23 protein-coding genes and 1 other RNA gene are annotated in these 25,027 nt (G+C 70.0%); 3 read left to right on the forward strand and 21 right to left on the reverse strand.

What is annotated here, in order from left to right:
- The 20 genes from ftsZ to AB4112_RS16790 all read right to left on the reverse strand — a co-directional run.
- On the reverse strand, positions 1-1,352 hold a 1,352-nt coding region (gene ftsZ, locus AB4112_RS16695), incomplete at its 3' end, for a cell division protein FtsZ (RefSeq protein WP_441721153.1).
- A 119-nt stretch (positions 1,353-1,471) separates the two neighbouring features.
- Positions 1,472-2,734 (reverse strand): cell division protein FtsA, encoded by a 1,263-nt coding sequence (gene ftsA / locus AB4112_RS16700; RefSeq protein WP_309791944.1) that lies wholly within the window; start codon positions 2,732-2,734, stop codon positions 1,472-1,474.
- Between the two features lie 36 nt (positions 2,735-2,770).
- Entirely contained in the window at positions 2,771-3,643 is an 873-nt protein-coding gene (locus AB4112_RS16705; RefSeq protein ID WP_309791943.1) for a cell division protein FtsQ/DivIB, read from the reverse strand.
- Positions 3,631-4,548 carry a D-alanine--D-alanine ligase gene (locus tag AB4112_RS16710; protein ID WP_441721156.1) on the reverse strand — a complete coding sequence of 306 codons (918 nt, stop codon included), beginning with the start codon at positions 4,546-4,548 and terminating at the stop codon, positions 3,631-3,633. Before AB4112_RS16710 ends, AB4112_RS16705 begins: the two co-directional genes overlap by 13 nt.
- Positions 4,545-5,981 carry a UDP-N-acetylmuramate--L-alanine ligase gene (gene murC, locus AB4112_RS16715; RefSeq protein ID WP_309791940.1) on the reverse strand — a complete coding sequence of 479 codons (1,437 nt, stop codon included), beginning with the start codon at positions 5,979-5,981 and terminating at the stop codon, positions 4,545-4,547. The genes AB4112_RS16710 and murC overlap by 4 nt, the downstream gene beginning before the upstream one ends.
- A gap of 12 nt (positions 5,982-5,993) precedes the next feature.
- On the reverse strand, positions 5,994-7,127 hold the full coding sequence (gene murG, locus AB4112_RS16720; protein WP_441721159.1) for an undecaprenyldiphospho-muramoylpentapeptide beta-N-acetylglucosaminyltransferase: 1,134 nt from the start codon (positions 7,125-7,127) through the stop codon (positions 5,994-5,996).
- Positions 7,124-8,248: an FtsW/RodA/SpoVE family cell cycle protein gene (locus AB4112_RS16725; protein ID WP_441721162.1), complete on the reverse strand. Its 1,125-nt coding sequence runs from the start codon at positions 8,246-8,248 to the stop codon at positions 7,124-7,126. Before AB4112_RS16725 ends, murG begins: the two co-directional genes overlap by 4 nt.
- Position 8,249: 1 nt before the next feature.
- Positions 8,250-9,647: a UDP-N-acetylmuramoyl-L-alanine--D-glutamate ligase gene (murD, locus tag AB4112_RS16730; RefSeq protein ID WP_441721164.1), complete on the reverse strand. Its 1,398-nt coding sequence runs from the start codon at positions 9,645-9,647 to the stop codon at positions 8,250-8,252.
- A gap of 4 nt (positions 9,648-9,651) precedes the next feature.
- A complete protein-coding gene (gene mraY / locus AB4112_RS16735) occupies positions 9,652-10,737 on the reverse strand; it encodes a phospho-N-acetylmuramoyl-pentapeptide-transferase (protein ID WP_441721167.1) in 1,086 nt (361 codons plus the stop codon).
- Between the two features lie 15 nt (positions 10,738-10,752).
- Entirely contained in the window at positions 10,753-12,219 is a 1,467-nt protein-coding gene (locus AB4112_RS16740; protein WP_441721169.1) for a UDP-N-acetylmuramoylalanyl-D-glutamyl-2,6-diaminopimelate--D-alanyl-D-alanine ligase, read from the reverse strand.
- Complete coding sequence (locus AB4112_RS16745; protein ID WP_441721172.1) at positions 12,216-13,664, reverse strand: UDP-N-acetylmuramoyl-L-alanyl-D-glutamate--2,6-diaminopimelate ligase; 1,449 nt, start codon at positions 13,662-13,664, stop codon at positions 12,216-12,218. The genes AB4112_RS16740 and AB4112_RS16745 overlap by 4 nt, the downstream gene beginning before the upstream one ends.
- Positions 13,661-15,406 (reverse strand): peptidoglycan D,D-transpeptidase FtsI family protein, encoded by a 1,746-nt coding sequence (locus AB4112_RS16750; protein ID WP_441721175.1) that lies wholly within the window; start codon positions 15,404-15,406, stop codon positions 13,661-13,663. The genes AB4112_RS16745 and AB4112_RS16750 overlap by 4 nt, the downstream gene beginning before the upstream one ends.
- A gap of 3 nt (positions 15,407-15,409) precedes the next feature.
- Positions 15,410-17,161: a peptidoglycan D,D-transpeptidase FtsI family protein gene (locus AB4112_RS16755; protein WP_441721178.1), complete on the reverse strand. Its 1,752-nt coding sequence runs from the start codon at positions 17,159-17,161 to the stop codon at positions 15,410-15,412.
- Positions 17,158-17,904, reverse strand: coding sequence for a cell division protein FtsL (gene ftsL, locus AB4112_RS16760; protein ID WP_441721180.1), 747 nt, complete (start codon positions 17,902-17,904; stop codon positions 17,158-17,160). The genes AB4112_RS16755 and ftsL overlap by 4 nt, the downstream gene beginning before the upstream one ends.
- Positions 17,901-18,875 carry a 16S rRNA (cytosine(1402)-N(4))-methyltransferase RsmH gene (gene rsmH / locus AB4112_RS16765; protein ID WP_441721183.1) on the reverse strand — a complete coding sequence of 325 codons (975 nt, stop codon included), beginning with the start codon at positions 18,873-18,875 and terminating at the stop codon, positions 17,901-17,903. Before rsmH ends, ftsL begins: the two co-directional genes overlap by 4 nt.
- Entirely contained in the window at positions 18,872-19,333 is a 462-nt protein-coding gene (locus AB4112_RS16770; RefSeq protein ID WP_441721185.1) for a division/cell wall cluster transcriptional repressor MraZ, read from the reverse strand. The genes rsmH and AB4112_RS16770 overlap by 4 nt, the downstream gene beginning before the upstream one ends.
- A 350-nt stretch (positions 19,334-19,683) precedes the next feature.
- Positions 19,684-20,109, reverse strand: an RNA gene (rnpB, locus tag AB4112_RS16775) — RNase P RNA component class A.
- Positions 20,110-20,227: 118 nt separating this feature from the next.
- Positions 20,228-21,172: an IS110 family transposase gene (locus AB4112_RS16780; RefSeq protein WP_441721188.1), complete on the reverse strand. Its 945-nt coding sequence runs from the start codon at positions 21,170-21,172 to the stop codon at positions 20,228-20,230.
- Between the two features lie 354 nt (positions 21,173-21,526).
- Positions 21,527-22,243 carry a GNAT family N-acetyltransferase gene (locus AB4112_RS16785; RefSeq protein ID WP_441721191.1) on the reverse strand — a complete coding sequence of 239 codons (717 nt, stop codon included), beginning with the start codon at positions 22,241-22,243 and terminating at the stop codon, positions 21,527-21,529.
- A 13-nt stretch (positions 22,244-22,256) separates the two neighbouring features.
- Positions 22,257-22,976: a pyridoxamine 5'-phosphate oxidase family protein gene (locus AB4112_RS16790; RefSeq protein WP_441721193.1), complete on the reverse strand. Its 720-nt coding sequence runs from the start codon at positions 22,974-22,976 to the stop codon at positions 22,257-22,259.
- Between the two features lie 158 nt (positions 22,977-23,134).
- Between AB4112_RS16790 and AB4112_RS16795 the strand changes: the two genes are divergently transcribed.
- Genes AB4112_RS16795 through AB4112_RS16805 form a run of 3 tightly spaced genes read left to right on the forward strand, consistent with a single transcriptional unit; the run spans position 23,135 to position 23,939 of the window.
- Positions 23,135-23,368, forward strand: coding sequence for a FitA-like ribbon-helix-helix domain-containing protein (locus AB4112_RS16795; RefSeq protein ID WP_441721196.1), 234 nt, complete (start codon positions 23,135-23,137; stop codon positions 23,366-23,368).
- A complete protein-coding gene (locus AB4112_RS16800; RefSeq protein WP_441721199.1) occupies positions 23,365-23,796 on the forward strand; it encodes a type II toxin-antitoxin system VapC family toxin in 432 nt (143 codons plus the stop codon). The genes AB4112_RS16795 and AB4112_RS16800 overlap by 4 nt, the downstream gene beginning before the upstream one ends.
- A complete protein-coding gene (locus AB4112_RS16805; RefSeq protein ID WP_441721202.1) occupies positions 23,793-23,939 on the forward strand; it encodes a VOC family protein in 147 nt (48 codons plus the stop codon). The genes AB4112_RS16800 and AB4112_RS16805 overlap by 4 nt, the downstream gene beginning before the upstream one ends.
- Here the strand turns inward: AB4112_RS16805 and AB4112_RS16810 are convergent.
- Entirely contained in the window at positions 23,915-24,907 is a 993-nt protein-coding gene (locus AB4112_RS16810) for a GlxA family transcriptional regulator (RefSeq protein WP_441721204.1), read from the reverse strand. The two genes, AB4112_RS16805 and AB4112_RS16810, sit on opposite strands and share 25 nt — an antisense overlap.
- Positions 24,908-25,027: the final 120 nt, after the last annotated feature.

The following is a 25,027-nucleotide window of genomic DNA, read 5'->3' on the forward strand; positions in this document are numbered from 1 at the left end:
GCCGAGGCCGCCGAGGCCATGGCCGGACGGGGGGCGACAAGGCCGGCGCGCGCGCCGCCCATCATCCCCGGGGCCCGGGCCGCGACCTGCTGCGAAACCGCGACCGGCTCCGGGGCCTCGATCTCGGCTTCCGCCTCGATCTCGGCCTGGTGCTCGTATTCCTCCTCCGGCGCCGACTCGACCGGGGCGGCCGCGGCGGGCTGCTCGACCACCGGCGCCGCCGCCGGCTTCGGGGCGACGAAGCGCTGCGGCATCACCGGCGCCGGACGGGCCGGGGCGGTGGGCTGCTGCGCCGGGGCGGGCTGCTGCCGGGCCCGGTCGCCCGAGGGCAGCGAGGTGGTGCCGTAGGTCTGCGGCCGCGCCGCGCCCGCGCCCTGGCTGTTGATCGCCATGTCGATGCCGGTGGCGACGACCGACACCCGCACACGACCTTCCATGGTCTCGTCGAAGGTCGAGCCGAAGATGATGTTGGCGTCGGGGTCGACCTCGTCGCGGATCCGGTTGGTCGCCTCGTCGACCTCGTACAGGGTCATGTCGAGGCCGCCGGTGATGTTGATCAGGACGCCCTTGGCACCCTTCATCGAGATGTCGTCGAGCAGCGGGTTCGAGATCGCGGCCTCGGCGGCGCTGATCGAGCGGCGCTCGCCCTCGGCCTCGCCGGTGCCCATCATCGCCTTGCCCATCTCGGCCATGACGGTGCGGATGTCGGCGAAGTCGAGATTGATCAGGCCCGGCTGCACCATCAGGTCGGTGACGCCGCGCACGCCCGAATGCAGCACCTCGTCCGCCATCTTGAAGGCGTCCGCGAAGGTCGTCTTCTCGTTGGCGATGCGGAACAGGTTCTGGTTCGGGATGATGATCAGGGTGTCGACATACTGCTGCAGCTCCTGCAGCCCCTGCTCGGCCATGCGCATGCGGTGCGCGCCCTCGAAGTGGAAGGGCTTGGTCACCACGCCGACGGTCAGGATGCCCTGCTCGCGCGCCGCGCGGGCGATCACGGGCGCCGCACCAGTGCCGGTGCCGCCGCCCATGCCGGCGGTGATGAACACCATGTGCGCGCCTTCGAGATGGGCGACGATGAGCTCCATCGCCTCCTCGGCCGAGGCCCGGCCGATGTCGGGCCGCGACCCGGCGCCGAGGCCCTGGGTCAGCCCGGCGCCGAGCTGGATGCGCTTCTCCGACGCGGAGCCGGCGAGCGCCTGCGCATCGGTGTTGGCGACCACGAATTCGACCCCGGCCAGGTTGGCCCGGATCATGTTGTTGACGGCGTTGCCGCCGGCGCCGCCGACCCCGACCACGGTGATCCGCGGCTGGAGGCTGACGTCACCCTGCGGGATGCTGAGATTGATCATGTCGATGCTCCCCTACTCTACCCTACTCACCCTGCGACCGCTTCCATCCGCCCCGATCCGTGATCCCGGCATCGCCCCGGATGGGCAGGCGCGCCGGGTTGAATGGTCTTCGCTCAGAGTCAGAGGTTGTCACGGAACCATCCTCCGATCCGGCTGAAGAAACCGCCGCCGGTGGCGCCGGCATCCTCCAGCCCCGGGCCCGAGCCGACCAGGTCGGCAGGCCCCGAAATGGCGTAGGCCAGCAGGCCCGTCGCCGTCGAAAAGCTCGGCCCCGCCGTGGCCTCGGCCAGGCCGTCGAGGCCCAGCGGCCGGCCCATGCGGACCTGCTTGTCCAGCACCAGCTGCGCCAGCTCGCGCGCGCCCTGCAGCTGCGAGGCGCCGCCGGTCAGCACCACGCGGCGGCCGAAGGCCTTGTCGAAGCCGCTGGCCTCGAGCCGCGAGCGCACCATCTCGAAGATCTCTTCCATGCGCGGCTGGATGATCCCGGTCAGCAGGCTCTTCGGCACATGGGTCGGCTGGCTGTCCTCTTCCTCGCCGACCTGGGGCACGTCGATGACCTCGCGGTCGTCGGCCACCGAGGGCAGGGCCGAGCCGTACAGCGTCTTCATCCGCTCGGCATGGACCACCGGGGTGGTCAGGCCGCGGGCGATGTCGTTGGTGACATGGGCGCCGCCGACCGGCAGGCAGTCGGCGAAGACCAGCCGGCCCTCGATGAACACCGCCAGGGTGGTGGTGCCGCCGCCCATGTCGATCACGGTGCAGCCCAGGTCGCGCTCGTCCGGCACCAGGCAGGCCAGGCCCGAGGCGTAGGGCGACAGCACCATGCCGTCGACCTCGAGATGGGCGCGGTTGACGCAGGCGGTCAGGTTGCGCACGGCGCCGGAATTGGCGGTGATCAGGTGCAGGTCGATGCTGAGGGATTCGCCGACCATGCCGCGCGGGTCGCGCACGCCGCGGACGTCGTCGAGGCCGTAGCTGATCGGCACGGCGTGGATCACCTCGGCATCGGTGCCGACGCTGCCGTGGAAGGCCCGCGCCGCGCGGCGCAGGTCGTTGTCGGAGACCTCGCGGCCGCCGACCGGCACCTCCAGCGACAGGCTCTGCGACGCCGGATGGCCGCCGGAGAGGTTGACGATCACCTCGTTGACGGTCTCGCCCGACATCTGCTCGGCCGCCTGCACCGCAAGCGCGATGGTCTTCTCCGCCGCGTCGAGCTCGACGATGGCGCCGGCGCGGACGCCGCGGCTGGCCTGATGGCCGATGCCGATCACCTGGGCATGCCCCTCGTCGCCGACCCGGGCGATGAAGCACACGACCTTGGTCGTGCCGAGGTCGACGGCAGCGACGATCGAGCCCCGGGCACGGGTGCGGGGGCGACGCATCGCGTTAAACCCCATGAGAGCCATCCGCCCCGCCCATCATGTCTTGTCCTTTGGCTGCGGCCGCTGTGCCGCCGCCGCGGGGGTCAATTGGATCACCATGCGGTCGGCCATGCGCAGGTCGACCACCAGGATGTCGCGGTCCAGCACCGAATCCTTGCGCTGCGCCTCGTCCAGCCGGGCCAGCGCGGCGGTGACGTCGCCATCCGGCAGCTTCACGGTGACGTGGTTGTCGAGCATCAGGTCCCAGCGCCGGCCGCCGACCCGCATCGCCGACTTGATCCGGCGGGCGATGTCCGGCGTCTTCGACAGGCCGTCGATCAGCGTGGACGCGGTTTCGGCCGCATCGCCACCGACCACCATCGGCAGGTCGGGATAATCCGCCAGCGACTGCACCGGCAGCACATGGCCGTCGCGGTCGACCAGGCTGAACTTCTGGTTGTTCTGCCACAGCGCCAGCGGCACCCGCTCCTCGATGCGGACGAAGATGGTGTCCGGCAACCGCCGTTCGACGCTGGCCGAACGGATCCAGGGAATCTCGAGCAGCGCGGCCTGCGCCGCCGCCGGGTCGAGATCGAAGATCGGGTCGCCGCGGCCGACGCCGAGCGCCGCCATGATCACCCCGCCATCGACCGAACGCCGGCCTTCGACCAGCACCTCCTGCACCGAGAAGCCGGCCGCTGCGGTCACATTCATCACCGCGCCATGGATGCCCTGGCCGGCTGCGCTCAGCGTGCCGCTGGTCCACAGCGCCGCCACCAGGCCGAACACAGCGATGCCGCCCAGCGCGATGCCGCCCATGCGCAGCGCCGCGGCCTGGCGGCGCGCCATCGGCTTGCGCCGTACCGAGGTGCCGGTGCTGCCGCCGCTGCGCCGGCGTGCGGCGTCGGGTTCGGCGCTCAGCGATCGCATGCGGCCTCCCCCAACAGCCACTCGCAGAGGTCGGCAAAACCGATGCCGACATGCTTGGCCTGTTCCGGCACCAGCGAGATCGGGGTGAAGCCCGGCTGGGTGTTCAGCTCGAGGAAGACCAGCCCCTCGGCGCCCGGCTTGGTGTCGTCCCAGCGGAAGTCGCTGCGGCTGATGCCGCGGCAGCCCAGGGTGCGATGGGCCAGCAGCGCCTGGCGCATGGCCTCGGTGAAGACCAGGTCGGGCACCCGCGCCGGCAGGGTGTGGACGGCGTGGCCCTCGGTGTATTTGGCCTCGTAGTCGAAGAAGGCGTGGCTGTGCGCGATCTCGGTCACGGTCAGCGCACGGTCGCCCATCACGCCCACGGTCAGCTCGCGGCCGGGGATGTACTCCTCGACCAGCGCGTCGCCGAAATGCCAGGCGCCCAGGTCGATCGCCGGGGCGTTGTCGTTGGCCCGGACGATGCGGACGCCGACGCTCGACCCCTCCTCCGCCGGCTTGACCACATAGGGCGGCTCGAACAGATGGCGCTCGACCACCTGCTGCGGCGTCGCCACCACGCCGCGGGCGGTGCGGATGCCGACGGCGGCGACCACCTGCTTGGTCGCCGGCTTGGACATGGCGATCGCCGAGGGGCGGAGCCCTGAATGGGTGTAGGGCAGGCCCAGCATGTCGAGCACGCCCTGGATGGTGCCGTCCTCGCCGCCCTTGCCGTGCAGGGCGTTGAACACGACCTCGGGCGCCGGGCGCAGCGCGCGCAGCAGCGCCTCGAGGTCGCGCGTGACGTCGATCAGGTCGACCCGGTGGCCGCGGTCACGCAGCGCCGCAGCGACGGCCTTGCCGGAGACGAGGCTGACCTCGCGCTCCGCCGACCAGCCGCCATGCAGGACTGCGACCGTCTTCGTCATCGGCCGGCCCCCGCGACACGCTTGGCACGCAGGTCGTCGAGTTCGCCGGGCAGGGCGTTGGCCCAGGTGGTGATGCTGCCGGCGCCGAGGCAGACCACGAGGTCGCCCGGCTGGGCCAGGTCCTGCACCAACTGCGGCAGCGCCTCGGGCCCCGGCAGCGGGATGACGCGGCGGTGGCCGCTGTCGCGCAGGCCCTCGACCAGGGCCGAGCGGGTGGCGCCTTCGACCGGCGCTTCGCCGGCGGCATAGACATCCGCCACCACGACGACATCGGCGTCGTTGAAGCAGGTGCAGAATTCCTGGAAGAGGCTGGCCAGTCGGGAATAGCGGTGCGGCTGGACCACGGCGATCACCTTGTGCTTCTGGGCTGCGGCACGGGCCGCCTTCAGCACCGCGGCGATCTCGACCGGATGGTGGCCGTAATCGTCGATCACCGTCACCCCGCCGGACTCGCCGGTCTTGGTGAAGCGGCGTTTGACTCCGCTGAAGCGCGCAAGCGATTCGATGATCTGCCCGTCGTCCATTCCCATCTCATGGGCCACGGCGATAGCGGCCAATGAGTTCTGGATATTGTGTTCGCCAAGCATTGGCAACACAATATCGCGTATCATTCGGCTTTTTCCCGACTGCCGATCCTGGAGGACGGCGGTGAAGCGGGAGCCGCGCGATTCGATCGAAAAGTCGATCGCGCGGACATCGGCCTGCGGGCTGAATCCGTAGGTGATGATGCGCCGGTCGGTGACCCGCGAGATCAGCGCCTGCACCTCCGGGTGGTCGATGCACAGGACGGCGAATCCGTAGAACGGCGTGTTGGTGACGAACTGCTCGAACGCCGCCTTCACCGAGTCGAAATCGCCGTAGAAGTCGAGATGCTCGGGATCGATGTTGGTGACCACGACGATGGTCGCCGGCAGCCGGGTGAAGGTGCCGTCGCTCTCATCCGCCTCGACCACCATCCAGTCGCCCTGGCCGAGCCGGGCGTTGGTGCCATAGGCGTTGATGATGCCGCCATTGATCACGGTCGGGTCCATGCCGGCGCCGTCGATCATCGCCGCCACCAGGCTGGTGGTGGTGGTCTTGCCGTGGGTGCCGCCGATCGCGATCGACCATTTCAGCCGCATCAGCTCGGCCAGCATCTCGGCGCGCCGCACCACCGGGATGCTGGCGGCGCGGGCGGCCTTGATCTCGGGGTTGTCGCTCTTCACCGCCGAGGAGGACACGACCACCGCGGCCTCGCCCAGATGCGCCGCGGCATGGCCGATCTTGACGTCGATGCCGGCCTTGCGCAGCCGCAGCACATTGGCGCTCTCGGCCACGTCGGTGCCCTGCACGGCATAGCCCAGATTGTGCAGGATCTCCGCGATCCCGCTCATGCCGATGCCACCGATGCCAACGAAGTGGATCGTGCCAATGTCGAGCGGCATCTGCCTCATCGGGCGGTACTCCTAAGCGGATCCTGCGGTGGTTCCCGCACGGCCGCCGGCCCTGCCTTCCGCGAGGGAAAGGACCAGATCGGCGAGTCGGTCGGCGGCGTCCGGGTGGGCTGCGGCGCGGGCTGCGCCGGCGGCCTCGGCCAGAACGGAGGGGCGGGTGTACAGGTCTTCGAGACGCGATGCCAGCACTTCCGGGGTGAGGTCGGATTGCGGCATCAGCCACCCCGCACCCACCCCCGCGATGGCCCGCGCATTGGCGGTCTGGTGGTCATCCATGGCAAACGGATAGGGCACCAGGATGGCGGGGCGACCGATGGTCGCAAGCTCCGCCGCGGTCGATGCGCCGGACCGGCAGATCACCAGCTGGGCGGCGGCCAGGCGCTCCGGCACATCCTCGAAGAAGGTCGCCAGCGTGGCGTCGACCCCGATCGCGCCATAGAGGGCACGGCAGGCCTCGATGTCTTCGGGCCGGCATTGCTGGACGATCGCCAGCCGGGTGCGCAGGCCCTCGGGCAGCAGGGCGACCGCGGCCGGGATCAGCTCGCTGAACACCCGGGCGCCCTGGCTGCCGCCGAGCACCAGCAGGGTCAGCGGCCCCTGCCCTTCCGGCACCGGGAACGGGGTGTCGCGCTTGGCCGCGACGGCCGGCCGCACAGGGTTGCCGGTGACGACGATGCGGTCGTCACGGCCCTGGGCGCCCTGCAGCGCGAAGCCGGTGGCGATGGTCGCGGCGCGGGCGGCGAGCCAGCGGTTGACCCGGCCGAGCAGCGCGTTCTGTTCGTGCAGCAGCACCGGGATGCCGGCGCGCGACGCCGCCAGCACGGTCGGCGCCGAGGGGTAGCCGCCGAAGCCCACCACCACCGCGGGGCGGTGCCGGCGCAGCACCCGCCGGGCGTCGAGATAGCCGAGGCCGAGCAGCGCCGCGGTCTTGAGCTTGCCGGTGAGCCCCGGCGCGACGGTGGCGGAGCGCACGGCGTCGACCGGCACCTGCGGCAGCCGGTCGCCGAAGGCGCGGCCGCGCGGATCGGTCGCCAGCCGCACCTCATGGCCGCGGGCGATCAGGGTCCGGGCCAGCGCCTCCGCCGGAAAGACATGGCCGCCGGTCCCGCCGGCGGCCAGGAGGATCGGCCCAGACAGTCTGGTCACCGCACGCCCCCGCTTCCGGCATGCCGCCGGGTCAGCGCCAGCACCATGCCCATGCCGTAGCCGAGCGCGATGAGGGAGGAGCCGCCGTAGCTGACGAAGGGCAGGGTCATGCCCTTGGTCGGGATCAGGTGCAGGGTCGAGGCCATGTTGATCGCGGCCTGCAGCCCGAACTGGGTGACCAGCCCGACCACCGCCAGCATGATGAACAGGTTGGTCTCGTTCATCACCCGCGACAGGCCGCGGACCACGATGAAGGCGAACAGCGCCACCAGCAGCAGGCAGAAGAACAGGCCGAACTCCTCGCCGCCGACCGCGAAGATGAAGTCGGCATGGGCGTCCGGCAGGTACAGCTTGACCGTGCCCTCGCCCGGGCCGGTGCCGAACAGCCCGCCATTGGTGAAGGCCTCGATCGCCCGGTCGACCTGGTAGTTGTCGCCGGCCGCGGGGTCGAGGAAGCGGTCGATGCGGCTGCGCACATGGTCGAACAGGAAGTAGGACCCGACCAGGCCGCCGGTGCCCATGCCGATCAGCCCGATCACCAGGAACATCGGCAGGCCGGCGATGAAGAACTGGATGAACCACACCGCGGTGATCACCACGGTCATGCCAAGGTCGGGCTGCGACAGCAGCAGCGCGACGATCATGCAGTACAGCACGGTCGAGGCGACGTAGCCGGGGAAGCCGCGCCGCATCTTCTGCTGCGCGAACAGCCAGGCGGCGACCACGGCGAAGGCCGGCTTGACGAATTCGGATGGCTGCACCGACATGCCGGGCAGTTGGACCCAACGGGTCGCACCCTTGATCTCGACCCCGACGAACAGCGTGGCGAAGACGCCGAGCAGCGACAGCACGAACACGATCGCGGCGGTGCGGCGGATCGCCGGCGGGCTCATCAGCGAGACCAGGAACATCAGCCCCACGGCCGGCACCAGCATCATCAGATGGCGTTCGATGAAGTGGAATTCGCCGAGGTGGATGCGCTGGGCCACGGCCGGGCTGGCGGCCAGGATCAGGATCGCGCCGATGCCCATGATGATGCCGAGCAGCAGCAGCATCCAGCGGTCGACCGTCCACCACCAGCGGCCGATGACGGAACTATCGGCGCGATCCAGGGTCACCATCTCAGAGATCCCCCCTCTCGACCCGGACCTGGAGTCCCTTGACCGAGGCGGCGAAGGCCTCGCCCCGCGCCTCGAAATTGGCGAACTGGTCGAAGGACGCGCAGGCCGGCGACAGCAGCACCACCGCCCCGGTGGCGCCGTCCGCCTTGGCGGCCCGGTAGGCGGCCTCGATCGCGGCGTCGAGGTCGGTGCAGCGCTGATAGGGCGTCCTGCCATCAAGATGCGCGGCGAATTTCGGCGCGCCCTCGCCGATCAGGAAGGCCTGCCGGACATGCGCGAGATAGGGGTCCACCGCTTCCAGCCCGCCCTCCTTCGGCCGGCCACCGGCGATCCAGTAGATCGTGTCGTAGGAGCTCAACGCCTTGGCCGCCGCGTCCGGGTTGGTGCCCTTGCTGTCGTTGACGAAGCGGATGCCGGCGATGGTGCCGACCAGCTGCTGCCGGTGGGCCAGGCCGGGGAAGGTGCGGATGGCGTGGGCCAGGATCTCTTCCGGCACGCCGGCGGCGCTGGCCGCGGCCCAGGCGCAGGCGGCGTTCTGGCCGTTATGGGCGCCCGGCAGGGCCGGCGCCTCGCGCAGGTCCAGCACGGCGCGCGCCGCGCCGTCGATCGCGTCGTACAGCACGAGGTCGCGGACGAAGACGCCGTGTTCGACCGCGTTCTCGACCGAGACCGGGATCGCCCGGACCTCGGGCCGCGCCGCGGTGGCGTCGAACACCGCCCGGGAATAGGCGTCGTCGATGCCGATCACCGCGGTGCCGCCGGCGCGGATGCCGTCGACCAGCCGCTGCTTGGCCGCGACGTAGCCCGCCATGTCGGGGTAGCGGTCGAGATGATCCGGCGTGACGTTGATGAACACGCCGATCGACCACGGCACCTCGGTGATGGTCTCGAGCTGGTAGGACGACACCTCCAGCACGTACCAGCCGCCGGGGCCGATCGGGCGCAGGCCGAGCGCCGCCGGCCCCAGGTTGCCGCCGGCCTCGGAATCGATGCCCGCCGCCTGGAAGATGTGCTGCAGCAGCGCCGTGGTGGTCGACTTGCCATTGGTGCCGGTGACGCCGAGGAAGCCGGTCTCCGGCAGCGCCTCGGCCAGCAGGTCGATGTCGCCGACCAGGCGGCGGCCGGCCTCCAGCGCCCGTGCCACCGCCGGATGCGGGTGCGGATGGGTGCGCGGGATGCCGGGGCTGAGCATCACCAGGTCGACGCCGCCCATGCCCTCGGCGCCGAAATCGCGGATCGGCACGCCCTCGCGCTCGGCAAAGGACCGGCCGGCGACCTTGTCGTCCCAGGCGGCGACATCGACGCCGGCCGCCTTCAGCGTCCGGATCGCGGCGGTGCCGGATTTGCCCAGGCCCAGGACGGCGACCTTGTGTCCCCTAAGATGCGAAAGGTCGATCATCCGGTCACCGCAGCTTCAGGCTGGACAGGCCGATCAGGGCCAGGATCACGGCGATGATCCAGAAGCGGATGACGATGGTCGGCTCCGCCCAGCCCTTCTTCTCGTAATGGTGGTGCAGCGGCGCCATGCGGAACACCCGCTTGCCGGTCAGCTTGAAGCTGGTGACCTGGACGATCACCGACACCGCCTCGAGCACGAACAGCCCGCCGATGATCGCCAGCACCAGCTCGTGCTTGGTGATCATGGCGATGGCGCCCAGCGCCCCGCCCATCGACAGCGACCCGGTGTCGCCCATGAACACCATGGCCGGCGGCGCGTTGAACCAGAGGAAGCCGAGCGCCCCGCCGATCAGGGCGCCGCAGAACACCGCCAGCTCGCCGGCGCCGGGCGCATGGTGGATCTGCAGGTAGCCGGCGAAGACGGCGTTGCCGGCGAGATAGGCGATCAGGCCGAAGCAGGTGGCGGCGATGATCACCGGCATGGTGGCAAGGCCGTCGAGCCCGTCGGTCAGGTTGACCGCGTTCGAGGCGCCGACCATCACCAGCATCGAGAACGGGATGAACAGGATGCCGAACTCGACCATGACATCCTTGAGGAACGGGATCGCCACCGCGGTCTCGCGCGCCTCGGGCGTCACCTGCAGGTACCAGAGCACGGCGACCAGGGCGATGCCGCCCTGCACCACCAGCTTCAGCTTGCCGGACAGGCCCTTGGGGTTGCGCTTGGTCAGCTTCAGATAGTCGTCGCCGAACCCGACCAGGCCGAAGCCGACCGTGACCAGCAGCACGATCCAGACGAAGTTGTTGCGCAGGTCGGCCCACAGCAGGGTCGAGACCACGATCGCGATCAGGATCATCAGCCCGCCCATGGTCGGCGTGCCGCGCTTCTTGAAATGCCCCTCCGGCCCGTCCTCGCGGATCGGCTGCCCCGCCCCCTGCCGCGACTTCAACCACCGGATCATCGCCGGGCCGATGACGAAGGCGATGACCAGCGCCGTCATCACCGCGGCGCCGGTCCGGAAGGTCAGGTACCGGAACAGGTTGAAGACGAGCGACTGATCGGCGAGCGGGGCAAAGAGGGCCGGAAGCACCGGGGCGGTTCCTTTTCAGATGCCGTTGGCGACACGCTTCGGTGAGGCCTGGGATGCCCGGCTCTCACGCGCCACGTGCAAATTTTCCAGCGCCTCGACGATCACCGCCATGCGGCTGCCGAGCGACCCCTTGACCATGACGCAGTCGCCCGGGCGCACCGCCTCGGCCAGGATCGCGGCCAGGGCCGTGCTGTCGGCGGCATGGGCGCCACGCCGGGCTTCCGGCAGGGCGTCGTGCAGCTGCTTCATCTCCGGGCCGCAGGTGAAGACCAGGTCGATGTCGTTGGCCAGCACCGGCTGCTTCAGGCCCGCATGCATCGCCGGCGCGTCGGGCCCCAGCTCCAGCATGTCGCCGAGCACCGCGATGCGGCGGCCGTCCTGGCCGCTGTCGACCCCGCCCAGCACCGCCAGGGCGGCGCCGACCGAGACCGGGCTGGCGTTGTAGCTTTCGTCGATCAGCGTCAGCTTGCCGGCCTGATTGCCGCGCTGCAGCTCGATCGTGATCCGCGCGCCGCGGCCGCGCAGCGGCGTGATCCGGCCCATGGCGCGGGCGGCGCCGGCGATGTTGGCGCCCAGCCCCTTGGCCGCCAGCAGCACCGACAGGCTGTTCAGCACCCAATGCTTGCCCGGCGCCGACAGGGTGTAGCGCACCGGCTCGCCCAGGATCATGGCATCGACCGCGCTGGCCGCGGTGTGCAGCGAGCAGTCGAGCAGCCTGGCGTCGGCCTCGGCATGCTCGCCGAAGCTCCAGATCCGGCCGACGCCCTGGGTGCGGGCATGGGCGACCAGCCGCGCGAAATACGGGCTGTCGCGGTTCAGGATCGCGGTGCTTTCCGGGCCCATGCCGCGGAAGATCTCGGCCTTGGCGTCGGCGATGCCGTCGACCGAGTCGAAATGCGCCGCGTGCACCGCCTCGACATTGGTGATGATGGCGACGTCGGGCTCGACCAGGCGCGACAGCGGCGCGATCTCGCCGGCGTGGTTCATGCCCAGCTCGAACACGCCATAAGCCACCTGCTCCGGCATCCGCGACAGGCTAAGCGGCGCGCCCCACTGGTTGTTGAGGTTGCCCTGCGAGGCGTAGGACGGCGCCGTCGCCGACAGCGCCAGCTTCAGCGCCTCCTTGGTGCTGGTCTTGCCGACCGACCCGGTGACCGCAGCGATCCGCGCCTCGCTGCGCATCCGGGCGTAGCGCGCCAGGTCCGTCAGCCCGTCCAGCGTGTCGTCGACCACCAGCAGCGGCGCGTCATGCGGCACGCCCTGCGGCACCCGGTCGACCATCACCGCCACGGCGCCCTTGGCCAGCGCGTCCTTGACGTAGTCGTGACCGTCGAAGTTGGGGCCGCGCAGCGCCACGAACAGGTCGCCGGACACCACCGACCGGCTGTCGATCGAGATGCCGGTCGCCGCCCATTCCCCGGCCTGCATCCCATTGGTTGCGGCGGCGGCCTCGGCGGCCGGCCAGAGCGCGGGGGTGGTCATGGCGTTCGTCTCCATCGCGGGTCGCTCTTCACATGGGTCACGGCTTGGCGCGCCTGCTCGGCATCGTCGAACGGACGCACCTCATCGCCGATAATCTGGCCGGTCTCGTGGCCCTTTCCGGCCACGACCAGGACATCGCCGGGGCCGAGCCCCTCGATCGCCGCCCGGATCGCCTCGGCGCGGTCGCCGATCTCGGTGGCGCCGGGGCAGCCGGCCATCACCTGGCGGCGGATCTCGGCCGGCTGCTCGCTGCGCGGGTTGTCGTCGGTGACGATCACCCGGTCGGCGAAGCGCGCGGCGATCTCTCCCATCAGGGGCCGCTTGCCCTTGTCGCGGTCGCCGCCGCAGCCGAACACCACCACCAGCGCGCCCGGCGTGTGGGCCCGCAGCGCGGTCAGCACCGTCTCCAGCGCGCCCGGCTTGTGGGAATAGTCGACATAGACCGGGGCGCCGTTCGGATGGCTGGCCACCAGCTCGACCCGGCCGGGGATGCCCTTGAGCCGGGACAGCAGCCCGGCGGCGGTGGCGAGGTCGGCGCCGTCGGCCACCACCAGCGCCAGGGCGCACAGCACGTTGTAGGCCTGGAAGCCGCCGACCAGCGGCAGTTCCGCCCGGAAGGTTTGGCCGCCGGCGGTGAATGCGAGGTCGATGCCGTGCGGCAGCGGCTCGGCCCGGTCCATCCGGAAATCCTGCCCGGCGCGGCCGAAGGTCAGCACCTCACGTCCGGCGCCGCGCGCCCGCGCGACCAGGCCCGGCGCCTCCGGGATGTCGGCGTTGATCACGGCGGTGCCGCCGGGCTGCAGCACCTGGTCGAACAGCCGCGCCTTGGCCGCCAGGTACTCCGCCATCGTCGGGTGGTAGTCGAGATGATCCTGGGTGAAGTTGGTGAAGGCGGCCAGCGTCACCCGCACCCCGTCGAGCCGGAACTGGTCGAGGCCGTGCGACGACGCCTCCATCGCCAGCTTGGTCACCCCGGCGGCGGCCAGGTCGGCCAGCTCGGCATGCAGCGCCACCGGGTCCGGCGTGGTCAGCGACCCGTAGCGTTCGCGCCCCGGCGCCATCACCCCGAGCGTGCCCAGGCTGGCGGCCTGGTGGCCCAGCAGGGTCCACAGCTGGCGGGCGAAGTTGACCGTCGAGGTCTTGCCGCTGGTGCCGGTGACGGCGGCGATGGTGGCGGGCTGCAGGCGGTAGAACCCGGCCGCCATCAGCGCCAGGCGGCGGCGCGGATTGGCGTCGGTGACCAGGGTCGCGGTTGCACCCGGCGGTAGCACCGTGCCCTCCGGCGCCAGGATCGCGGTAGCACCCGCGGCCAGCGCATCGGCGATGAAGCCGCGGCCGTCGGCGCGCGCGCCCGGCAGGGCCGCGAACAGGTAGCCGGGCCGGACCGCGCGGGAATCCGCGGTCAGTCCCTTGAGCCCGGCAGGGAGGGTCGAGGCGTCGCTCATCCCTCTTCCTCCTCGACCGCCACCGCGACCTGCGAGGGGGCGGCGCGGCCGGCCGGGTCCACCGCCAGCTCCCGCAGGATCGCCGGGTCGTTCGGATCCTTCGGCTCGACCCCCATCATCGGCCCCATGCGGGCGATGATCCGGCCGCCCAGCGGCGCCGCGTTCCAGCCTGCGGTGTTGTAGCCGTAGGTGCCTTCGATCGCCTGGGCGTCCTCCAGCATGGTCATGACGATGTATTTCGGATCATAGGCCGGGAAGATGCCGACGAAATCGGTCACGCCGGCCTTGCGGTTGTAGCCGCCGCGCACCGCCTTGTTGGCCGAGCCGGTCTTGGCGCCGACGAAATAGCCCGGCACGTCCGACTTGGTCGCGGTGCCGCTGACGGTCACGACGCGCATCAGCGCCCGCATCGTCCGCGACAGTTCCGGCGACAGCACCCGCGTTCCCCGCACCGGGTGGGCGGCGTCGTGCTTGAACAGCGTCGGCGGATAGAGGATCCCGCCATTGACCACGGCGGCGACGGCGCTGACCAGCTGGACCGGGGTGACCGCCATGCCGTGGCCATAGGCGATGGTCATGCCGCTGACCTGGCTCCAGGGTCGGGGCACCATCGGCGACCCGACCTCCGGCAGCTCGAGCGGCGAGGGCTTGGTCAGGCCGAGCCGGGCCAGGAACTCCTTCTGCCGCTCCAGCCCTGCCGCCTCGAACATGTGCACCGAGCCGGTGTTCATCGACTGCCGGAAGATCTCGTAGACGCTCCACCGCCCGGATTGCGGCTCGGCCCGGAAATTGCGGATGGTGAAGCGGCCGACCCGGATCGGGCTCTGCTCATAGGTCGTCTGCAGGGTCGAGGTGCCGCTTTCCAGCGCCAGGGCGGTGTTAAAGATCTTGAAGGTGGAGCCCATCTCGTACACGCCGAGCGTGTTCCGATTGAACAGGGCGTCGTCGGATGCGGCGGTCGGCTCGTACGGATTGAAGTCCGGCAGCGAAACCATGGACAGGATCTCGCCGGTCTTGGCGTCCATGACCACGACGTTGCCGGCCGTCGCCTTGAACTTGGCGATCGTGGCCTGCAGCTCGTTCCGCACCATCTCCTGCAGCCGCAGGTCGATCGACAGCACCACCGACTCGCCGGCCTGCAGGCGGTCGTCGAGGCTCTTCTCCAACCCGGCGATGCCCTGGGCGTCGATGTTGGTGAAGCCGACGACATGCGATGTCAGCCCGCCCGAGGGATAGTAGCGGCGCGCCTCGTTCTGGAAGGCGAGGCCGGGAATGCCGAGGCGGTTGATCTCATATTGCTGGGCCGGGGTCAGGCCGCGCTTGAGCCAGACGAAGCGGCGGTCCGACGAGAGGTCGGCCAGCAGCTTGTCGGAGTCGAGGCCCGGCAGCGCCTTGGACAGGCGCAGCGATGCCTCGATCGGGTCGATCACCAGCTTCGGGTCGGCGTAGAGCGAGACCGACGGCAGGGTGGTGGCCAGGATCAGGCCGTTGCGGTCGCGTAGGTCGGCCCGGTCGGCGACCGGGTCCACCATCGCGACCGCCTGGCCGTCGGGGTCGCCGTCGGCGCCGAAGCCCATGTGCTTGACCAGCCCCAGCCCGATGCCGCCGAAGGCCACGCCGAACACCAGCGCGGTCATCACCACGCGGCGGCGCCCGGTCTCGATCGCCGTGGCCAGCGTGCGGTCCGGGCGGTCGGCCCGGGGGCCGGTCGGCAGCAGGGCGGGATCGGGGAGGATGGCCATGGCTCAGTCCTCGCTGCCGGCCGAAGCCTGGAGGCTGGCGGCGACGGCGGAGCTGGGCGGCGACAGCGCCTGCAGGATGGCCGGGTCCTTCGGATCGGCGGGCTGGAGCCCCAGCAGCGGGCCCATCCGGGCGATGATCCGGCCGCCCAGCGGCGCCGAATTCCAGCCGGCGCTGGCGAAGCCGTAGGTGCCCTTGATCGGCTGCGGGTCGTCCAGCATCGTCATGACGATGTATTTCGGAGCGTAGATCGGGAACACGCCGACGAAGTCGGTCACGCGCGCCCGGCGGTTGTAGCCGCCCTTCGCCGCCTTGTCCGCCGTGCCGGTCTTGCCGCCGACGAAATAGCCGGGCACCTCGGCCTTGGTCGCGGTGCCGCCGGTGACCACCGCGCGCATCAGCATCCGCATCGTCCGCGACAGTTCGGGCGTGATCACGCGGGTGCCGGGCACCGGCTGCGACGGGTCGCGCTTGAACAGCGTCGGCTGGTGCAGGATGCCGCCATTGACGATGGCGCTGACGGCGGTGACCAGGGACAGCGGCGACACCGCCATGCCGTGGCCATAGGCGATGGTCATGCCGCTGACCTTGCTCCAGGGATGCGGCACCATCGGCGCGCCGACCTCGGGCAGGTCGATCGGGGCGGGCTTGGTCAGGCCGAGCCGGGTCAGGAACTCCTTCTGCCGGTCGACACCCGCCGCCTCTTCCATGTGCACCGAGCCGGTGTTGAGCGACAGCCGGAAGATCTCGTAGACGCTGAGCATCCCCGACTGGGGGTCGCCCCGGAAGTTGTGGATGGTGAAGCGCCCGATGTGGATCGGGCCTTCGTCGTACATCGAGGTCAGGGTCGAGGTGCCGCTTTCCAGCGCCATCGCCGTGTTGAAGATCTTGAAGGTCGATCCCGGCTCGTACACGCCGAGCGTGTTCCGGTTGAACATCGACTCCTCGGACGGGCCGCCCGGCTCATACGGGTTGAAGTCCGGCAGCGAGACCATCGCCAGGACCTCGCCGGTGTTCACGTCCATGACCAGCGCGTTGCCGCCCTGGGCATGGAAGGTGGCGATGGTCGACTGCAGCTCGTCCCGCACCATCTCCTGCAGCCGCAGGTCGAGCGACAACTGCACCGACTCGCCATTCTCCAGCCGGGTGTCCAGGCTCTTCTCCAGGCCGGAGATGCCCTGGGCGTCGATGTTGGTGAAGCCGATGGTGTGCGAGGTCAGAGCGCCGGCCGGGTAGTAGCGGCGGTCTTCGTTCTGAAAGGCCAGGCCGGGGATGCCGAGGCGGTTGACCTCGTATTGCTGCGACGGGGTCAGGCCGCGCTTCAGCCAGACGAAGCGGCGCTCCGACGACAGGTCGGCCAGCAGCTTGTCGGAATCGAGCCCCGGCAGCGTCTTGGCCAGGCGCAGCGATGCCTCGATCGGGTCCAGCACCATCTTGGGGTCGGCGTAGAGCGAGACCGACGGCAGGGTGGTGGCCAGGACCAGGCCGTTGCGGTCGCGCAGGTCGGCCCGGTCGGTGACCGGGGCGGTGGCCGAAAGCGCGTGGGTGGCGAGGGCGCTGTCGGCGTCGCTGCCGAAGGCCATGAGGTCGACCAGGCGGAGGCCGATGCCGGCGAAGGCGACGGTGAAGATCAGGGCGGAGATGACGACACGCTGGCGCCCGGTCTCGATCGCCGCGGAAAGGCGTTGAGCCGGCCGAGAGGCCGGCTCCACCTGCCGCGGTGTCGAGGGGTATGCGTCCAGCGCGTCTGTCGTCATCGAAGGCTCCGGGAGCCGTCGATGCCGGCGAGCAGCGCCCCGATCGGGTCATCCGACGAGGCCGCCCGGGTCGGGGTCAGGGCCTGGGCCACCGCCTCAAGCGGCGCCGGGGGCCGGCGCGGCGCCACGATCGGCCGGATCGGCACGTCGGCGACCACCCGGACCGGGAGCGGGGCCGCAGCGGCGACCGGCGCCGGCGCGGCCACCGGACGGGTCTCGAGTGCCGCGACCTGCACCGGGGCGACGACTGGCGCTGCCGGAACAGCGGCGACGGCCGGCTGCACGGGGGCGCCGGCACCCTGGATGGGGGAGATCTGGACGGGCATCGGCTCGGCCGCGGCAAGAAGGACACCACCCTCGCCGGGCCTGTGGCCCGGCACGGGCACGGGCCCGAAGCTGGGCAGCGCGTCGATCTGGGCGACCAGCGACGCCGAGGGCGCCATCGGCTCGCCGTCGAGCGACGGCTGCGGCATCGGGAGGACCGACGCGCTGGCAATCATCTGCGCCGGCGCGATCGGGCGCAGCTTCGTATACTGGTCGGTCAGCGCCTGCAAGCGCGACGGCTGGTTCAGGAAGGCCCATTCGGCATGCATCACCCGGATCGAATCCTGCTCGCGCAGGATCGAGCGGTTGAGGCCGCGCAACTCGCCCTCCAGGGACTGGACCTCGTAGCTGGTCTTGAACAGAAACGCGCTGGACGCACCGATCAGACCGAGCCAAATCATCGTGCCGACGCGGATCATGCTGCCACCCTCCCCCTGTCCCCACCGCCCTGGCCAACCGGCGGCCAGGCCGGGGCCTCGCTCCGGATCGCCGACCGCAGCCGCGCCGAACGGGCGCGCGGATTGCCGCGGGTCTCCGCCTCGCCCGGCGTGACCGACCGCTTGGCCCCGAGACGGAAGCTCGGGGCTCGGTCGTCACCACTCGGCGCCGCGATGTGGCGCGACACCCCGCCGCCGCCACCGCTGCGCTCCGCCAGGAAGCGCTTGACGCGGCGATCCTCCAGGCTGTGGAAAGTGACCACGGCGAGCCGTCCCCCGGGCCGAAGCAGGCGCTCGGCCCCGCTCAAGCCGTGGTCGAGTTCCGTCAGTTCGTCATTCACCCACAGGCGCAGCGCCTGGAAGGTGCGCGTCGCCGGATCGATGCCGTCCTTCGACCGCGGCACCACGCGGCGCACGATCTCGGCCAGCTGCAGGGTGCGCTCGATCCGGGCATCCTTGCGGGCGGCGACGATGGCGCGGGCGACGCGGCGCGACAGCCGCTCCTCGCCGAAGTCGTAGATCACATTGGCGAGGTCGTCCTCGGCCATGCTGTTGACCAGGTCGGCGGCGGTCGCCCCATCCCGTCCCATGCGCATATCGAGCGGGCCGTCGGCGCGGAACGAGAAGCCGCGCGCCGGGTCGTCGATCTGCGGCGAGGACACGCCGAGGTCGAGCACGATGCCGTCCACCGCCTCGCCGATCAGCTCGTCCATCGCGCCGAAGCGGCCTTCGACGATGCGGAACCGGCCCGGCTGCTCGGCCTCGAGCCGCCGGCCCTCGGCCACCGCCTCGGGGTCGCGGTCGATGCCGACCACCCGGCAGTCGGCGGCCGCCAGCAGGCCGCGGGCATAGCCGCCGCGGCCGAAAGTGCCGTCGACGATCAGGTCGCCGTCGCGCGGCGCCACCGCGGCCACGATCTCGGCCAGGAGGACCGGGAGATGCGTGCCGCTCATGCCACGCCTCCATTGGCCCCGGCGCGGGCCAGGGTCAGGTCGCGCGACGCGGTCAGGCGGGACTGCTGGTGCGCCTTCAGCGCCTCGGGCTCCCAGATCTGGAAGCGGCTGCCCATGCCCATGAAGGCGACGGTCTCGCCGATGCCGGCCATGTCGATCAGCAGCCGCGGCAGGATGATCCGGCCTTCCGGATCCATCTGCAGCTGCTGCGTCTCGGAGAATTCGCGGATTTCCAGCGCCTCGCGCTCCGGCGAGTACAGGTCCATGGCGTCGAGCCGGCGCTGGACCTCGTCCATGTAGGCTTCGGTGACCCCGTCCAGGGCCTGGCGGTCCGGCGTCGGCTTCACGTTCACCAGGGGGGCGCCCAACGCCTCCAAGGTCGCGCGGAAGGGAGCGGGCACGCTGACCCGCCCCTTCTTGTCGACCTTGTTGACGTAAGTGCCCGTGAACCGAGCCATCCATCCCCCTGACGGCGCGCCCGCCGTCTCGTCACCTCTGTCGCCCGGACCCCGAATTCCGGGAGATCGACCCCATCCGATGGGAGTTCATGGGATATCATGGGTAACGGTGGAACACAATGGGATAGGCAGGTCTAGACATGGGAAATCACTGGATTTTCTGGCTTCCGTGGCATTTCGGCCTCTTTGCCTAGACTCTGCAGAATCCTCGGAACAAAAGCCCAAGATGGAGCATGGGTCTCGACTCCGAACTCGCCTTCGTTTTTCTTTTGTTCTCACGTTCAGACACAGAAAACCGCCCCGGCCCCTTGCGGGCGGGACGGTGCGCAGCGGCGCCACGGGGGCGGAAAAGCAGCAGATGGCCTGTAAGCCGGGTTCTGTCTCCGGCCCCGCATCCCGCCCGGGCCCGAGGGCCTGGGGAGACGCAAGCCGAAGGATGGCCATTCCTCTGGGACGACGGTTGCCCGTCGCCTCGCGCGACCAACCCGGACGGCAGGCGGAAACGCCTGTCGGCCCATGGTGACCCATGGACCGCCCCGCCCCTATTCGGTCTTGCTCCCGGTGGGGTTTACCGTGCCACGACCGTTGCCGGCCGCGCGGTGCGCTCTTACCGCACCCTTTCACCCTTACCCGGCCGGAGCCGGGCGGTTTGCTTTCTGTGGCACTTTCCCTAGGGTCGCCCCCGCCGGGCGTTACCCGGCACCGTGTTTCCGTGGAGCCCGGACTTTCCTCCCCGCCAGGCCGAAGCCCGGCAGAGCGGCCATCCGGCCATCTGCTGCGGTGTGTATAGGAACCCGGGCGCCGGACCGCAAGGCGATCCCATGCCGTCCCATGACAAAGATGTGACGGCGAGCCTTATCGGCGTGAATGCGTCGCCCCGCCTCTCCACCGTCATCAACTCAGTTGATGTTCCTGTCTGAGTTTTGCGTTGGCGATGATGATGAGCTTGCGCATGAGGGCGGTGAGGGCGACGAGCTTCTTTTTGCCGTTGGCGAGGAGTTTGAGGAAGAAGGGCCTGAGTGTGGGGTGATGGTTGCTGGCGGCCATTGCGGCCATGAAGAGCGCGCGTTTGATTTCGGGTCTGCCGCCTTTGGTGCGGCGGTAGGCGTTGGCGTTTCCGCTTTGTCGGGGGTGAGGAGCGAGGCTGGCGAGGGCTGCGGCCTGTCGTCGGTCGAGGGAGCCGAGCTCAGGCATGAGGGCGAGGAGGTCGGCGGCGGTCTTGAAGCCGATGCCGGGGATGGAGGTGAGGATGTCGGCGTCGCGTTTGAGGGGCTTTGAGGCCTTGAGGATGGCGGCGATCCTGAGCTCGATGGCCTTGATCTGTCGTGCGATGCAGGCGAGGAAGTCGTCGAGGTGAACGCGGACGGGTTCGGCGCCTGGAGCCTGGCGTCGGTTCGAGAAGGCGGTCTGCTGGCGGACGAGATCGTGACGGGTGAGGACGAGGGCCTGGAGGGTGGCGCGGTCAGGATCGGGAGGCTGCCAGCGCGTGAGCTCGGAGCCGCGTTCCCTGGCATAGCGGGCGATRGCCTTGGCATCGAGGGTGTCGGTTTTGCCCAGCGTGCCGAAGGAGCGGATGAAGGCCTTGATCTTGCGGGCATCGGCACGGTGGGCGGGGACGTTGGCGGCGAGGAGAGCGTCGAGCAGGGCGRCTTCATAGCCGCCGGTGGCTTCGCAGACGACCAGGCAGGAAGGGTCCAGTCCGGCGGCGAAGCGGGCCAGGCTCYCGGGCTGGTTGGCGAYGGTGCGGGTCCGTCCGGTGGTGTCGTCGAAGACGACGATRKYGGACTTGCTGACATCGCAGCCGATGAAGCGGGACGCCGGRGTGGAGACASAGGTCATGAGRGGGTATCCTCCAGCAGCTTGTGATTGTCTGCGGGCGTTCGCCGGTKGGACGAAGAGGCCCCTTCAACTCATCAAGCGTKGCMAGGGAAGCGGAAAGACGACCCGGATGACGACGGGCGTCGAGCCCGATTGCGAGGCGGTCTGTCTTTCCGCGCYCCGGTCCGGGTGGCCACCCGGACCGGRGCATCCCGCTCTCGCGGAATGATCCTTTCTACCCTCTTTCCAACAGACAATTGCGAGGAGGCGAAGCCGACGAAGCAATCCATGCTTCCGCTCTCACGGCCCGATGGATTGCTTCGCTACGCTCGCAATGACGGTGTTTGGGGTTCTGAACAGGTGCCGGGCGAAGGGCTACGCCGGCGCCTTGGTCAGCGTCGACAGGCTCTCGCGCTGGCGGCCTTCAGCGTCGAAATTCGCGGGGCTCAGCCAGTGTTCGAAGGCGGCGCGCAGCCGCAGCCATTCGCCGTCGATGATCGAGTACCAGGTGGTGTCGCGGTTGCGGCCCTTGTAGACCAGGGCTTGGCGGAACAGCCCCTCATACTGGAAGCCGAGCCGGGCCGCGGCGGCGCGCGACGGCGCGTTGCGGCTGTCGCACTTCCATTCGTAGCGGCGGTAGCCCAGTTCGTCGAACACCCGGCGCATCATCAGGAACATCGCCTCGGTCGCCATCGGCGTTCGCTGCAGCAGCGGCGAGAAGTGGATGTGGCCCACCTCGATCGTCCCGTTCGCCGGATCGATGCGGAGATAGGAGGCGACGCCGACCGCCCGGCCGGTGGCGCGGTCGATCACGGTGTGGAACATCGGGTCGCTGCCCGCCGCCATCTTCTCCAGCCAGGCGCGGAAGCCCTCGAACTCGGCGAAGGGCCCGATCGGGAGATAGGTCCAGTTGCGGCCCTCCGTGTCCCGGCCCATGGCGTCGTACAGTTCCCCGGCATGGCCGGCGACGTCGAGCGGAACCAGCCGGCAGGTGCGGCCCTCCATCGGCGTCCGCGGCGGCAGCGGCCGCTTCTCCCAGCCGGGGACTGGGGCGCCGATCGGCTGGCCCAGGGCGTTGGTGTGGTCAGTCATGGTCGCACTCCCCTCACTCGCCGGCATCGGCCGGGGCGACGCCGCCCCCGACATTGGCCCGCAGGATATCGTCGAAATGCCGGCCCGGCGCGTAGGGATCGGTGGTGGCGCCCGGGGCGATGCCGGCCGGCAGCAGCGGGCAGGGCTGCAGCGCGCCGATGGTTTCGGTGATCGGGATCACCCCGGCCCAGATGCCGGCATCGAGGTCGTCGTCGTCATCGTGCGGCGGGCCGCTGCGGATCTTGGCGCTGGCCTCCTCGATCTCCATCGAGATCAGGGTGGTGGCCCGCACCTCCTTCACCGACGGGCGCCGCATCTCGGCCACCCGGCCGGGGAACAGCCGTTCGACATAGGCGTCGAGCGCCTCCAGCTTATGGGCCTCGTCCTCGACCTTCGCCGCGGTGCCGAACACCATCACCGAGCGGTAGTTCATCGAACAGTTGAAGCCGGAGCGGGCGAGCACCAGCCCATCGATATGGGTGGCGGTCAGGCAGACCGGGATGCCGGCCCCCTGCCCCTGCAGCATCCGGCTGATCGAGGAGCCGTGCCAGTACAGCCGGTCGCCGTCGCGCCAATAAGCGGTCGGGGTGCAGTAGGGCTGGCCGTCGAGGACATAGGCGATGTGGCAGGTCACGCTGGCGTCGAGCACGGCATGCACCGTCTCGCGGTCATAGGCGCCGCGCTTGGCCAGGCGCTTCAGCCGAGCACGGGCGGAGGGGACGATCTGGTTCATGGCGATTCTCGGAACGGCATTGGCCTTCTCGATGAGGCCATCCAGCCTAGTTGGAAAGGTCCAATTCTGCATGGTCGAGCCGACCAATCGCCGGGATCATTGATATCATTCACTAAAAATGATATCAATGATATCAATCAGGAAGGGATCGATATCAGATGGCTGCCGTTACCATTCGCAATCTGCCGGAGGAAACGCATCGGGCCTTGAAGTTGCTGGCCGCCCGGCACGGCCGCAGCACCGAAGCCGAGATCCGCCGGATCCTGGAGGATGCGGTTCGCCCGAAATCCGGGATCGGCTCCGAACTGGCCGCCTTCGGTCGCCGGTTCGGCGGCCTCGATCTGGACATCACGCGCGATCCGAAGCCGACTGAGCCGGCCGATTTCGAATGATCATTCTCGATACGAACGTCGTTTCGGAGCCGATGCGGTCCACAGGCGACCCGCGCGTGGTCCAATGGCTGAACCGGCAATCTCCCGACACGTTGTTCCTGACCGCCACCAGCCTTGCCGAGCTGTTGGTGGGCATCGCGCGTCTGCCCCCGGGGAGACGCCGGGCGGGGCTGGACATCGCGCTCGGCGATCTGCTCGACGCCTTGTTCGGCGATCGGATCCTGGCATTCGATCGGCCGGCAGCAACGGCCTACGCCCATCTCATCGAACGCGCTCGCGGGGCCGGCCATGCGATATCGGTCGCCGACGGCCAGATCGCGGCCATCGCCACGGTTCACGGCTTTACGGTCGCGACACGGGACACGTCTCCCTTTATTGCGGCCGGTGTGCCGGTGATCGATCCCTGGACCACGGGAGATTTCCCATGATCGACCACGTCACGATCAACGTCAGCGATCTCCAGAAGAGCAAGCGCTTCTACGAGGCCGCCTTCGCCCCGCTGGAACATCGAGGCCATGATCAACCCGGCGGGATGAGCGGGCAGGCTCAAGCGCCGAACCGGGCCCGGTAATCCTGCGGTGTCGCCGCCAGCAGGCGCAGGAAGCTGCGGCGCATCGTTTCCTCGGAACCGAAGCCGCATTGCCGTGAGATCCGCTTGACCGGCAGGCGTGACTCCGACAGCAGGCGCCGCGCCGCTTCCACCCGCAGCCGCTCGACCGCCCGGGTCGGCGTCAGCCCGGTGGCCGCCGCGTAGTGCCGGTTGAAACTGCGCTCGCTCATCCCCGCCCGGCTGGCCAGAATCGGGAGCGAAAGATCGTCGGCCAGATGCTCGCCGATCCAATTGTGGAGCGCCCCGAATTTGTCCTCGGCCGCCTGCAGGGACAGGGTGGCGCTGAACTGTGCCTGGCCGCCCGGACGCTTGAGGAAGACGACGAGGTAGCGGGCCACGGCCAACGCCACGGTGCGCCCCAGATCCTGCTCCACCAGCGCCAGCGCCAGATCGATGCCGGCGGTCACCCCGGCCGAGGTCCAGACCGGACCGTCCCGCACGAAGATCGGGTCGCCCTCGACCCGTATGGCGGGGAAGCGCCGGGCGAGATCGGCACAGAACGACCAATGGGTCACCGCCCGCCGCCCGTCCAACACGCCGGAAGCCGCCAGCAGGAATGCCCCGGTGCAGACGGAGGCGACCCGCCGCGCCTGCCCCGCCCGCCCCCGCAGCCAATCGACCAGCACCGGGTCGGCGGCCGCCGCTTCGACGCCCTGGCCCCCTGCGACCATCAGCGTGTCCAGTGCCGTGCCGAGGGGTGGTAGCGGCCCCGCAGCAAGTTGCAGCCCGGCCGAAGCCGTGACGCCCAGCCCGCCTTTCGCCACGAGCCGGATGGCATAGGGCGGCGTTCCGCCCGCCTCGGCGACGAGATCATTGGCGGATGCGAACACCTGGAGCGGCCCCGTGACATCGAGCAGCTGCACCGACGGGAAGGCGAGCACCTCGATGACGCGGACCGCGTCTGGCGGGGAGCGAGGGGGCTTTGACATTTCCGCCAAGCATGCCCGGGCGGGAGATCGGCTTCAACAGCGCGCGGCCGATTTGGCGGGAAACGAGGGGCTATTGGCGCTTCCGCCGAAGCCTGCCGCCCTACATAGGTTTGACGATGC

The organism is Inquilinus sp. 2KB_23 (assembly GCF_052115705.1).
Taxonomy (GTDB): Bacteria; Pseudomonadota; Alphaproteobacteria; order DSM-16000; family Inquilinaceae; genus Inquilinus; species Inquilinus ginsengisoli_A.

Excerpts from the sequence above, each read along its gene's own strand:
- ftsA (WP_309791944.1), bottom strand. The coding sequence starts at position 2,734 with ATGCGTCGCCCCCGCACCCGTGCCCGGGGCTCGATCGTCGCTGCCGTC.
- AB4112_RS16705 (WP_309791943.1), bottom strand. The coding sequence starts at position 3,643 with ATGCGATCGCTGAGCGCCGAACCCGACGCCGCACGCCGGCGCAGCGGC.
- AB4112_RS16710 (WP_441721156.1), bottom strand. The coding sequence starts at position 4,548 with ATGACGAAGACGGTCGCAGTCCTGCATGGCGGCTGGTCGGCGGAGCGC.
- murC (WP_309791940.1), bottom strand. The coding sequence starts at position 5,981 with ATGAGGCAGATGCCGCTCGACATTGGCACGATCCACTTCGTTGGCATC.
- AB4112_RS16725 (WP_441721162.1), bottom strand. The coding sequence starts at position 8,248 with ATGGTGACCCTGGATCGCGCCGATAGTTCCGTCATCGGCCGCTGGTGG.
- murD (WP_441721164.1), bottom strand. The coding sequence starts at position 9,647 with ATGATCGACCTTTCGCATCTTAGGGGACACAAGGTCGCCGTCCTGGGC.
- AB4112_RS16740 (WP_441721169.1), bottom strand. The coding sequence starts at position 12,219 with ATGACCACCCCCGCGCTCTGGCCGGCCGCCGAGGCCGCCGCCGCAACC.
- AB4112_RS16745 (WP_441721172.1), bottom strand. The coding sequence starts at position 13,664 with ATGAGCGACGCCTCGACCCTCCCTGCCGGGCTCAAGGGACTGACCGCG.
- AB4112_RS16750 (WP_441721175.1), bottom strand. The coding sequence starts at position 15,406 with ATGGCCATCCTCCCCGATCCCGCCCTGCTGCCGACCGGCCCCCGGGCC.
- AB4112_RS16755 (WP_441721178.1), bottom strand. The coding sequence starts at position 17,161 with ATGACGACAGACGCGCTGGACGCATACCCCTCGACACCGCGGCAGGTG.
- ftsL (WP_441721180.1), bottom strand. The coding sequence starts at position 17,904 with ATGATCCGCGTCGGCACGATGATTTGGCTCGGTCTGATCGGTGCGTCC.
- rsmH (WP_441721183.1), bottom strand. The coding sequence starts at position 18,875 with ATGAGCGGCACGCATCTCCCGGTCCTCCTGGCCGAGATCGTGGCCGCG.
- AB4112_RS16770 (WP_441721185.1), bottom strand. The coding sequence starts at position 19,333 with ATGGCTCGGTTCACGGGCACTTACGTCAACAAGGTCGACAAGAAGGGG.
- AB4112_RS16785 (WP_441721191.1), bottom strand. The coding sequence starts at position 22,243 with ATGACTGACCACACCAACGCCCTGGGCCAGCCGATCGGCGCCCCAGTC.
- AB4112_RS16790 (WP_441721193.1), bottom strand. The coding sequence starts at position 22,976 with ATGAACCAGATCGTCCCCTCCGCCCGTGCTCGGCTGAAGCGCCTGGCC.
- AB4112_RS16795 (WP_441721196.1), top strand. The coding sequence starts at position 23,135 with ATGGCTGCCGTTACCATTCGCAATCTGCCGGAGGAAACGCATCGGGCC.
- AB4112_RS16800 (WP_441721199.1), top strand. The coding sequence starts at position 23,365 with ATGATCATTCTCGATACGAACGTCGTTTCGGAGCCGATGCGGTCCACA.
- AB4112_RS16805 (WP_441721202.1), top strand. The coding sequence starts at position 23,793 with ATGATCGACCACGTCACGATCAACGTCAGCGATCTCCAGAAGAGCAAG.
- AB4112_RS16810 (WP_441721204.1), bottom strand. The coding sequence starts at position 24,907 with ATGTCAAAGCCCCCTCGCTCCCCGCCAGACGCGGTCCGCGTCATCGAG.